This window comes from Frateuria sp. (assembly GCF_013362045.1).
Lineage (GTDB): Bacteria > Pseudomonadota > Gammaproteobacteria > Xanthomonadales > Rhodanobacteraceae > Frateuria_A.
The window spans coordinates 1-9,410 of the sequence record NZ_JABFWW010000268.1 but is presented as its reverse complement, the minus strand read 5'-3'; the positions used below and the strand labels follow the sequence as shown (position 1 = coordinate 9,410).

The following is a 9,410-nucleotide window of genomic DNA, read 5'->3' as shown; positions in this document are numbered from 1 at the left end:
ATAGCCGGCGGCGGCCTGCGCAGCGCGGGCGCGGGCGTCGGCGACGGCCAGGCCGGGGTTGCCGGCCAGCGCTTCGGCGATCAGCGCATCGAGCTGGGGATCGCCCAGTCCGCTCCACCAGGCCTGCTCGGGCCAGGCGGCCGGCGTGAGCGCATCGCCGCCCAGGCTGCGCTGGGCCTTCAGCGCGGACGGATCGAGCAGCGTGCCGTCCGGGCGCAGGCCGCCGCTGCTGGCGCAGCCGGCCAGGACGAGGGTCAGTGCGGTCGCCGCCGCAAGGAGTTGCAGACGCATGGTGTGAGGATTCCGGGTGGGGTCAGTCTTTGGCGCGCAGCGCGTGCAGCACGCGCGACAGGTAGTCGTGCAGGTGTCGGCGCTCGGCGCCGGTGAGCGAGCGCTGGGCCGCCGACAGCACGCGCTCGTTGCAATCGGTCAGCTGCTGCCACAGCGCATTGCCGGCGTCGGTCAGCTCGATGCGCAACGCGCGGCGGTCCTGTTCGTGCGGGCAGCGGCGCAGGTAGCCCTTGCGTTCGAGCTGGTCGAGTTGGCGGGTCATCGCGCCGCCATCCAGTTCCACCGAGCGGGCCAGTTCGGAGGCCGTCATCGGACCCAGCCGGGCCAGCCGCTTGAGGATCAGGAACTGGGTGAACCGCAGGTCGGCGCCCAGCGCCGCCAGCTCCGCCTCCATGGCGCGCACGATCTCCGAGCGCACCAGGCCGAGCAGGACGCCCAGGCTTTCCTGGGATGAGGCGAAGGCAAGGGAGTCGCTTTCCATGCCGCGCATTCTATTGCCGAAATTATATTTGTCAAGGCAAATATCTCGCAGGCTGCCATTGCCTCTGCAAGCAATCAGGCGGCGCGCAGCGTGGCCAGCTCGTCGCGCACCAGCGCAGCCAGCGCGCTGTCGCGGATGGCGAACAGCTCGAACACGCCCAGCGCCTGCAGGGTCGGCAATTGCGCCAGCAGGCGCGGCTCGGCTTCGCGCCGCAACGGCTCGGGGGTGGCCGGATCCAGCATCAGCTGCGCATGCACCACGAAATCGGTGAGCGCGTCGGTGTCCGGTGCGGGGACGGAAACGGGTAGCGATGGCATCGGCATGCTCCTTGTCCTTGGTCTGGATATGCGAGGACGCCCGGCCAGGCCGCGGCGTGACGCACCGGCTTCGCGACGCCGGCAGGGATCCGCGCATTGCGCGCGGGGTGGTACGGGGGAGCGTCAAACCTACGCCCACCCTGTTCTGCCGGGGAAGGCAGCTCCCGCTACTGGTACTCTCGCTACCACCCACGTTCCGCCGCTTCGCCTCTCCCCTCCCTGGAATCGACCATGGAACTTACCCGGCAGCGTTCCGAGCTGAAGGCTTTCCTGCGTGCCCGCCGGGCCGCGTTGGCGCCGGAAGCGGCAGGCCTGTCGCGCGGCCCGCGCCGGCTTACGCCGGGTCTGCGCCGGGAAGAGGTGGCCAGCCTCGCCGCGGTGGGCGTCACCTGGTACACCTGGCTGGAGCAGGGCCGCGCGATCAACGTCTCCGCCGCGGCGCTGACCCGCATCGCCCGCGCGCTGGCGCTGGATGCCACCGACGAGGCCTACCTGTTCGCGCTGGCCGGCGTGCCGCGGGCCGAGCCCAGCGCGACGCAGCCGGTCTTGCCGCCGGCGATGCAGGGCATGCTCGAGCTGTACCGCGCGCCGGCGTTCGTGATCGATCCGGTATTCGACGTGCTGGCCTGGAACCGCATGGCGCAGCGGCTGTACGACTTCGGTCAGTTCCGCGGGCCGCTGGCGCACAACCACCTGTGGAACGCCTTCATGAACCCGGCGCGGCGGCGGCTCTACGCGCCCTGTTTCGAGCCGGGCATGCTCAACCTGCTGGGCATCTTCCGGGTGAACCACGCGGCGCATCCGCACGATCCGCGCTTCGACGAACTGATCGAGGCGCTCACCCGTGCCAGCCCGGAGTTCGTCGAGCTGTGGCAACGCCAGCAGGTAGCGCCGCTGAGTGCCTGGACCGCGCATTTCTTCCATCCGGATTTCGGCGACGTGCGTGCGCACTCGGTGCGCCTGCCGCTGCGCGACGGCCGCGCCGACGGCGCCACCGCGTTCTTCTTCGTCCCGCAGGACGACGCCACCGCAGCCAGCTTCGCGCGCATCGCCGGCGAGCTGGAGGCAACGCCGCAGCCGGCGTGAGTGCCGCCGGCCTGGCTCAGGCGGCAACGCGCAGCTCACGGCGCTCGGCCAGCTCATCGCGCAGCAAGGCGGCCAGCGCGCTGTCGCGCACCTCGAACAGATCGAACAGGCCCAGCGCGTGCACCACCGGCAGCAGCGCCAGCAGCTGCGCTTCCAGCTCGCGGCGACGGGGCTCGGTCGTGGCGGCATCGAGCATCTGCCGCGCGTACTGGACGAAGTGGGACAGGGCCTGCTCGGCCGACGGGCTCTTCTTGGCGGAAGGCGGCATGGGGTTCTCCTCGGAAGCGGTGCGCGGGGCCGCACCATGACGTCGGGCAGCACAGGCTAGTCTCGACGCCATTGGCGCGTTATCGTCATCCGGTCATTTTTTGTCGGAAAGACGCCATGTCGATCGACGATGCGATGTTCCGGCGCATCGAGAACGCCGACGGCCCGCCGCTGATCGCCTTCCGCGTGGACAGCTCGGGCGAGCACAGGCCGCCCGTGGAGGAGAGCGACTGGCACCGCCATGTGCGCGGCCAGTTCTTCTACATCGAGCGCGGCATGATCAGCATCCGCACGCACGAGGGCGCCTGGGCGCTGCCGCCGCAGCGGGTGGGCTGGATGCCGCCGGGCGCGTTGCATACCGTGCGCATGTCCAGCGCGCTGCGCGGCTGGGGCGTGTTCGTGGCGCCACAGGCAGCGGTGGGCCTGCCCGCGCACACCTGCGTGCTGGGCGCCAACGACCTGATGCGCGCGCTGGTGTTGCGCGCCGCCGACTGGAGCATGCTCGACGAGCTGGACGAACAGCAGGAACGCCTGCTGGCGGTGCTGATGGACGAGCTGCGCCGTGCGCCGCAGTTGCCTCCACAGCTGAGCCTGCCCAGCGACCGCCGCGTGCTGCGCATCGCCCACGCGGTACTGGAGCGCCCGCAGGACGACCGCAGCCTGGACGACTGGGCGGCCTGGGCCGGCCTGTCCTCGCGCAACCTGAGCCGCCTGTTCCGCCGCGAGACCGGCGCCAGCTTCGCGCAGTGGCGCCAGCAGGCGCGGCTGGGCCACGCGCTGGAACTGCTCGCCGACGGCGCCGCCGTGGGCCAGGTCGCCGATGCGCTGGGCTACGCCAGCGTCAGCGCCTTCGTGGCGATGTTCCGGCGCGCCTTCGGGCAGTCGCCGGGGCGCTACTTCGAGCGGATGCCCGCGACCGCCTGAACCGGGCGGCTGACGCAGGCATCACGCCTGCGCTCCGACGATCGGCAGGACACTCGGAGGACACGCCATGGAACCGATGCTGAGCATGCGTACCGCGGTGGTGCTGCTGGCGCTGGCCGCCCTGGGCGGCCTGCTGATGGCCGGCATCCGCTTTGCCGGCAAGCCGCACCCGCCGACCTGGCTGGCGATGGGGCACGGCTTCATCGCCGGCGCCGCCGTCACGCTGCTGGTGTACGACTTCTTCACCACCGGTCTGCCGGGCCTGGCCCAGCTGGGCCTGCTGTTGTTCCTGATCGCGGCCGCCGGCGGCATCGTGCTGAACCTGTGCTACCACTGGAAGCAGCTGCCGCTGCCCAAGTGGCTGGTGGTGGTGCACGCGCTGGTCGCCGTGGGCGGCTTCGTGCTGCTGCTGATCGCCGCCTGGCGGTAGCCGTGTTTGCTCTCCCCGGCCCCTCTCCCGACGGGAGAGGGGCCAAAGCCGTGCCTCACCTGGCCGGCTTGACGTACGTGTCGAACAGCTCGTCGATGCGCCGGTACTCGTCGTGCCACGAATCCGGGTGCACGAAACCGTGCCGCTCCATCGGGTACAGCGACATCCAGAAGTTCTTCTTGTGCAGTTCGATGAAGCGCTGGTAGAGGCGGATCGAGTCGGCCGCCAGCACGTTGTCGTCGATCAGGCCGTGCTCGATCAGCAATGGGTCCTGCAGCCGGTCGGCGTAGCTGATCGGCGAGCTGATCTCGTAGGCATGCGGATCGAGCCGCGGCTCGTTGAGGATGTCGGAGGTGTACTCGTGGTTGTACAGCCGCCAGTCGCTGACCGGCCGCAGCGCGGCGCCGGCGGCGAACTCGCCGGGCGCGCGCAGCAACGCCATCTCGGTCATGAAGCCGCCGTAGCTGCCGCCGTAGATGCCCACGCGCTTCGGATCGACGTGATGGTTCTTCACCAGCCAGGCCTTGCCGTCGAGCAGGTCCTCCAGTTCCGGATGGCCCATCTGGCGGTAGATCGCGTCGCGCCAGTCGCGGCCGTAGCCCTCGGAGGCGCGGTAGTCCATGTCCAGCACCACGTAGCCTTGCTGCACCAGCAGGTTGTGGAACATCTGCTCGCGGAAATAGTTCGACCAGGACAGGGTGACGTTCTGCAGGTAGCCGGCGCCGTGCACGAAGATCACTGCCGGCCGGGCCGCATCGCCTTCGTTGGCCGGACCGTAGAACTTGGCGTAGACGCGGCCTGCGCCGTGGGTGGAAGGCACCTCGACGATCCGCGGCGCGATCCAGGCATGCGCGGTGAACGCGGGTTTCATCGTGTCGGTCAGTTCGCGCGGCGCACCGCCGGCCGCCGGCTGCACCGCCAGCTGCGCGAGCACGTAGGGCGAGGAATGCAGCACTGCCAGGCGGCTGCCGTCGGGCGACAGGGCGAACTCGTCCATGCCCTGGTACTGCGTCACCCGCGCCAGTTCGCCGCCCGTGCTGGGCACGCGATAGACGTCGTAGCTGTAGGGCGCGACCTGGTTGGTACGCAGGTAGAACCAGCGGCCGTCCTCGGACAGCTGCGGGTGGCTGACCTCGAAGCGACCGGAAGTCAGCGCGCGGGCCTTGCCGTCCAGCGTCTTGGTGTAGAGCTGCGAGTAGCCGCTCTCCTCGGACAGGTACCACAGCGTGCGGTTGTCCTTGAGCCAGCCGAAATCGTTGAAGTTCCAGTTGATCCACGCATCGTCGTGCAGGCGCTGCTGATCGACGAGCGCGTGGCGGGCGAAGTCGACGCTGGCGATCCAGCGGTCCTTGTTGTCGATCGCACGCAGCTGGATGGCGAGATTGGCGCCGTCTTCGCTCCACACGACGCCGCCGCCACCGCCGTCCTCGGCGTTGGAGATGATGCGCACCGCACGCAGGTCGGGCGCCTTGAGCGCCTTGGCCTGTTCGTCCTTGCCCGCCTTCTTCAGCGCGGCGACGGTCTGCGCACGGATCGCGGCGAGCGGGTCGTCCTTGATGCCGGGCAGGCCGTCGGTCGGCAGCGGCCAGCTCCGGTGCGCGCGCAGGTCCAGCAGCAGCAGCGACTGCGGCGCCGGATCGTGGCGGCCGACGTAGACGCGCGCCTCCTTGTCCTCGGCGTAGCCCGAATCGGTCACGTAGTGCGTCACGCTGGGGTGGCGGCCCGGTTCGTAGTCCTTCGGGCGGGTGACCAGCAGCAGCCAGCGGCCGTCCGGCGATAGCTCGCTGTCGACCATCACGATCTTGTCGCCGAGCCAGAACGGCTCGGGCGCGCGGCCCGGGTCGGCCTCGGCCAGCGCCTTGTCGTCGGCGCGCTTGGCCTCCTTCTCGGCCTTGAGCTCGCGCAGCGTGGAGAACAGCCTCAGCTGCTCGTCCTTCAGCGCGTCGGTCTTTTCCTGCTGCGGGTCGTCGGCGAACTTGAGCACGGCCACCGGCGCGCTCGCGCCGCCGGCGAGGTCGTAGCGGTACCAGTCGTTGCCCGAGCGGTACTGCAATGCGCGGCTGTCGGCGGAGAACTGCGGCGAGGATTCCTCCTCGGCGGTCTGCGTCACCTGCACGGTGCGGCCATCGGCCAGCGTGCGCAGGAAGACGTCGCCATGGCGGACGAACGCGGCGTAGTGGTGGCTGCGGTCGTACACGGCCCGGCCGTCGGCCTGCGCCCTCGCCGCCGGATCGAGCTTGTCGCCGCGGCCGGTGGCCGGGTCGACCCGGTACAGGTCGCGCACCTGGCTGCCGTCGCGCTTGAGCCGGTAGTAGATCGAGCGCCCGTCCACGCTCCAGTACGGCGATTCCACCGCCTGGCCGATCCAGTCGGGGTTGGCCATGACCGTTTCCAGGTCGAGCGGGGCGGCGGGCGAAGCCGCCAGAGCCGGCAGGGCGGCAAGCGCGGCCAGACCGGCAAGGACATATCGGCGCATGAGGCGTTCTCTGGCAACAAACCGTCGAGCATAGCCACCCGCCTGCCTGCTGCAAGCGCCAGAAGTCCCGCCTCCATGGCGCGGCAACCCGGCGGCGGACCGGCAACCGGTGCCCTGCGACGCGGGCCGTTTCATGCCGCCGGAACACGCCGGTGACGCCACACGCGGTCGTCGCCATGGCCGGGCGCCCTGGCGACGACGCCACGCATGGGCGAGACTGGCCCGCTTTCCCTCTCCGGTACGCGCATGAACCTGCTTCCCGCCATCGAACGGCAGACCGCTCCCGAACCGCGCCACAGCGTGATCTGGCTGCACGGGCTGGGCGCCGACGGCCACGACTTCGCACCCATCGTGCCCGAGCTGGTGGACCCGGCCTGGCCGGCGCTGCGCTTCGTGTTCCCGCATGCGCCGGTGCAGCCGGTCAGCATCAATGGCGGCATGCCGATGAGGGCCTGGTACGACATCCACGGCTTCGACGCGCGTGCGCCGCAGGACGAGGCCGGCATCCGCCGCTCGATCGACGCGGTGGAGGCGCTGATCGCGCGCGAACACGAGCGCGGCGTGCCCAGCGAGCGCATCGTGCTGGCCGGCTTCTCGCAGGGCGGCGCGATCGCGCTGGCCGCCGGCCTGCGCCACGCGCAGCCGCTGGCCGGCATCGTGGCGCTGTCCACCTACCTGCCGATCGCCGCCACCCTGGCGCCCGAACGCAGCGCCGCCAACGCACGCGCGCCGATCTTCTGGGGCCATGGCAGCGCCGACCCGGTGGTGGTGCTGCAGCGCGGCCTCGACTCGCGCCTGCTGCTGGAGGAGCTGGGCTACGCGATCGACTGGCACACCTACCCGATGCCGCATTCGGTGTGCGCCGAGGAGATCGGCGACCTGCGCCGCTGGATGGGGGCCCGTCTGATCTAGCTCCGTTGCCGGCATACTGGCTGGCATGAGCGCTCGACCCCCACGCCCAGCCACGCCGCTGCCGGACTTCTGCCGGCTGCCGGCGGTGGCCGCGCTGCTGGCGGTGGGCGCGCTCACCGTGACGCTGATGTGGCTGGCGCCGGACAACCCGCGCGGGTGGCGCGGCTACAGCGTAGGCATGCTGTTCGTGAGCTGGCTGTCGGTGCTGATTGCGCTGGCGCTGTGCTATGCGCGGCCGTGGCTGCAGCGCCTCGGCGGCTGGATGCCCTATGCCTGCGTATGGCTGCTGATGATGCTTGTGGTCGCCGCCGCCAGTGCGGTCGCACGCTGGATGGACCTCGCCCTGCGGCTGGAGCTGGTGCGCGCCGCGCCGGCCGCGTTCGTGCGCGACAACCTGCTGATCGCCGCCCTGCTCGGCGCGGCGATGCTGCGCTACTTCTACGTGCTGGCGCAGTGGCAGGCGCGCCTGGCGGCGGTGGCGCATGCGCAGGTCGATGCGCTGCAGGCGCGCATCCGCCCGCATTTCCTGTTCAACAGCATGAACACGGTGGCCGCGCTGGTGCGGGTAGATCCGGCCGCGGCCGAGCGGACCATCGAAGACCTGTGCGAACTCTTCCGCGCAGCGCTGGGTGCGACCGATACCCATGAAGGCACCCTCGGCGAGGAGTTGGCGCTGGTCGAACGCTACCTCGCCATCGAGCAGCTGCGCCTGGGCGAGCGGCTGCGCGTGCACCGCGAGCTGGACGCGCTGCCGCCCGACTACCCGCTGCCGCGCCTGCTGCTGCAGCCGCTGGTGGAGAACGCCGTGCGCCACGGCATCCAGCCGCTGCGCGAGGGTGGCGAGGTGCGGCTGCGCGGATGGTATGGCGAGCGCGCGCTGCACATCGAGATCGACAACCCGCTGCCGCCGGCCCCCGCCGCGCCCGGCCATGGCCACGGGCTGACCAACGTGCGCCAGCGCGTGGCCTACCGCTATGGGACGCGCGCCGTGGTCGAGTCCGGGCAGCGCGGCGGCCGCTTCGTGGTGACGCTGCGCCTGCCGCTGGATCCACCCCGGGTGGAAGCGGCCTGATGCGCGTGCTGATCGTCGACGACGAGCCATTGGCCCGAACCCGCCTGGCCGCGCTGCTGGGCGAATGCGAAGGCGCGACCCTGGCCGGCAGCGTGGGCGACGGCGACGCGGCGCTGGCGGCGATCGGCCAGACGCAGCCGGACCTGCTGCTGCTGGACATCAACATGCCCGGCCTCGATGGCGCCGCGCTGGCCGCGCGGCTGGCGGGGCAGGCGCGGCCACTGATCGTGTTCTGCACCGCCTACGAGAACCACGCGCTGGCCGCCTTCGAACTGGGCGCGGTCGACTACCTGCTCAAGCCGGTACGGCTGGAACGCCTGCGCGAGGCGCTGCAGCGCGCCCGCCAGCGCCTGGCCGCGGCCCCGGCCGAACCGATCGGCTACCTGCGCGGCCGCCTGCGCGGCGAACAGGTGCGCATCGCGCTCACCGAAGTGGTCTGCCTGCTCGCCGAGGAAAAGTACGTGGTGGTGCGCCATGTCGGCGGCGAACTGCTGATCGAGGAATCGCTGCGCCAGCTGGAGGAGGCCTATCCCGCCCAGCTGGTGCGCCTGCACCGCAACTGCCTGGTGCCGGCGCCGCGCCTGCTGGGCATCCGGACCCTGGCCGACGGCCGGGTGCTGGCGCGCCTGGCCGGCACCGACTTCAGCCCCGAGGTGAGCCGGCGCAACCTGTCGGCCGTGCGCAAGCTGCTGCGTTCGGGGTGATCCGAGCCCGCTGCTCCATGCAGAGGCCACCCACAGATGGTCGCAGGGCGCGCGGGGCCGGCCGCTCCTGCGCGACAATGCGCATCGCTTTCCACTGCACGGAACCCCGATGGCCGTTTCCCTCCTGCGCATCGCCACCCGCAAGAGCGCGCTTGCGCTGTGGCAGGCCGAGCACGTCGCCGCGCGGCTGCGCGCGGCGCATCCGGGCCTGGCCGTCGAGCTGGTGCCGATGACCACCCGCGGCGACGAGATCGCCGACCGGCCGCTCGCCACGATCGGCGGCAAGGGGCTGTTCCTGAAGGAGCTGGAGGTGGCGATGCTGGAAGGCCGCGCGGACCTGGCCGTGCATTCGCTCAAGGACGTGCCGGCCGAGCTGGAACCGGGTTTCGTGCTGCCGGCGATGCTGCCGCGCGCCGACGCCGCCGACGCCTTCGTCAGCAACCGGCACGC

Annotated in this window: 10 protein-coding genes and 2 pseudogenes; 7 read left to right on the top strand and 5 right to left on the bottom strand. The window is 71.1% G+C overall.

Translation table 11 applies throughout. The features are described from left to right. The 3 genes and pseudogenes from HOQ08_RS12835 to HOQ08_RS12825 form a co-directional block, all read right to left on the bottom strand. Positions 1 to 291 (bottom strand): annotated as a pseudogene (locus HOQ08_RS12835) (multidrug RND transporter); the annotation flags it as partial. Between the two features lie 22 nt (positions 292 to 313). After that, positions 314 to 772 (bottom strand): MarR family transcriptional regulator, encoded by a 459-nt coding sequence (locus HOQ08_RS12830; protein ID WP_291195519.1) that lies wholly within the window; start codon positions 770 to 772, stop codon positions 314 to 316. Positions 773 to 846: 74 nt separating this feature from the next. After that, entirely contained in the window at positions 847 to 1,089 is a 243-nt protein-coding gene (locus HOQ08_RS12825) for a hypothetical protein (protein WP_291195516.1), read from the bottom strand. A gap of 231 nt (positions 1,090 to 1,320) precedes the next feature. On the opposite strand from HOQ08_RS12825, the gene HOQ08_RS12820 reads away from it, so the two are divergent. Further along, the gene (locus HOQ08_RS12820; protein WP_291195513.1) at positions 1,321 to 2,175 is read left to right on the top strand and encodes a helix-turn-helix transcriptional regulator; all 855 of its coding nucleotides are present in this window, start codon (positions 1,321 to 1,323) and stop codon (positions 2,173 to 2,175) included. A 16-nt stretch (positions 2,176 to 2,191) separates the two neighbouring features. On the opposite strand, the gene HOQ08_RS12815 is transcribed toward HOQ08_RS12820, so the two are convergent. Beyond that, positions 2,192 to 2,443 carry a hypothetical protein gene (locus tag HOQ08_RS12815; protein ID WP_291195509.1) on the bottom strand — a complete coding sequence of 84 codons (252 nt, stop codon included), beginning with the start codon at positions 2,441 to 2,443 and terminating at the stop codon, positions 2,192 to 2,194. 116 nt (positions 2,444 to 2,559) lie between these two features. Here HOQ08_RS12815 and HOQ08_RS12810 point away from each other — a divergent pair, with 116 nt between their 5' ends. Both HOQ08_RS12810 and HOQ08_RS12805 read left to right on the top strand, forming a co-directional pair. Then, positions 2,560 to 3,366 (top strand): helix-turn-helix transcriptional regulator, encoded by an 807-nt coding sequence (locus tag HOQ08_RS12810; protein ID WP_291195507.1) that lies wholly within the window; start codon positions 2,560 to 2,562, stop codon positions 3,364 to 3,366. A gap of 67 nt (positions 3,367 to 3,433) precedes the next feature. Next, the gene (locus tag HOQ08_RS12805; RefSeq protein ID WP_291195504.1) at positions 3,434 to 3,796 is read left to right on the top strand and encodes a hypothetical protein; all 363 of its coding nucleotides are present in this window, start codon (positions 3,434 to 3,436) and stop codon (positions 3,794 to 3,796) included. 55 nt (positions 3,797 to 3,851) lie between these two features. Here HOQ08_RS12805 and HOQ08_RS12800 read toward each other — a convergent pair whose 3' ends face one another. Further along, a complete protein-coding gene (locus tag HOQ08_RS12800) occupies positions 3,852 to 6,272 on the bottom strand; it encodes a prolyl oligopeptidase family serine peptidase (protein ID WP_291195501.1) in 2,421 nt (806 codons plus the stop codon). Between the two features lie 246 nt (positions 6,273 to 6,518). Here HOQ08_RS12800 and HOQ08_RS12795 point away from each other — a divergent pair, with 246 nt between their 5' ends. From HOQ08_RS12795 to HOQ08_RS12780, 4 genes and pseudogenes are all read left to right on the top strand, one after another. Beyond that, positions 6,519 to 7,184, top strand: coding sequence for an alpha/beta fold hydrolase (locus HOQ08_RS12795; protein ID WP_291195498.1), 666 nt, complete (start codon positions 6,519 to 6,521; stop codon positions 7,182 to 7,184). A 25-nt stretch (positions 7,185 to 7,209) separates the two neighbouring features. After that, positions 7,210 to 8,256: a histidine kinase gene (locus tag HOQ08_RS12790; protein ID WP_291195495.1), complete on the top strand. Its 1,047-nt coding sequence runs from the start codon at positions 7,210 to 7,212 to the stop codon at positions 8,254 to 8,256. Then, positions 8,256 to 8,960, top strand: coding sequence for a LytTR family DNA-binding domain-containing protein (locus HOQ08_RS12785; protein ID WP_291195492.1), 705 nt, complete (start codon positions 8,256 to 8,258; stop codon positions 8,958 to 8,960). Before HOQ08_RS12790 ends, HOQ08_RS12785 begins: the two co-directional genes overlap by 1 nt. Positions 8,961 to 9,069: 109 nt before the next feature. Continuing rightward, positions 9,070 to 9,410 (top strand): annotated as a pseudogene (locus HOQ08_RS12780) (hydroxymethylbilane synthase); the annotation flags it as partial.

Excerpts from the sequence above, each read along its gene's own strand:
- HOQ08_RS12830 (WP_291195519.1), bottom strand. The coding sequence starts at position 772 with ATGGAAAGCGACTCCCTTGCCTTCGCCTCATCCCAGGAAAGCCTGGGC.
- HOQ08_RS12825 (WP_291195516.1), bottom strand. The coding sequence starts at position 1,089 with ATGCCATCGCTACCCGTTTCCGTCCCCGCACCGGACACCGACGCGCTC.
- HOQ08_RS12820 (WP_291195513.1), top strand. The coding sequence starts at position 1,321 with ATGGAACTTACCCGGCAGCGTTCCGAGCTGAAGGCTTTCCTGCGTGCC.
- HOQ08_RS12815 (WP_291195509.1), bottom strand. The coding sequence starts at position 2,443 with ATGCCGCCTTCCGCCAAGAAGAGCCCGTCGGCCGAGCAGGCCCTGTCC.
- HOQ08_RS12810 (WP_291195507.1), top strand. The coding sequence starts at position 2,560 with ATGTCGATCGACGATGCGATGTTCCGGCGCATCGAGAACGCCGACGGC.
- HOQ08_RS12805 (WP_291195504.1), top strand. The coding sequence starts at position 3,434 with ATGGAACCGATGCTGAGCATGCGTACCGCGGTGGTGCTGCTGGCGCTG.
- HOQ08_RS12800 (WP_291195501.1), bottom strand. The coding sequence starts at position 6,272 with ATGCGCCGATATGTCCTTGCCGGTCTGGCCGCGCTTGCCGCCCTGCCG.
- HOQ08_RS12795 (WP_291195498.1), top strand. The coding sequence starts at position 6,519 with ATGAACCTGCTTCCCGCCATCGAACGGCAGACCGCTCCCGAACCGCGC.
- HOQ08_RS12790 (WP_291195495.1), top strand. The coding sequence starts at position 7,210 with ATGAGCGCTCGACCCCCACGCCCAGCCACGCCGCTGCCGGACTTCTGC.
- HOQ08_RS12785 (WP_291195492.1), top strand. The coding sequence starts at position 8,256 with ATGCGCGTGCTGATCGTCGACGACGAGCCATTGGCCCGAACCCGCCTG.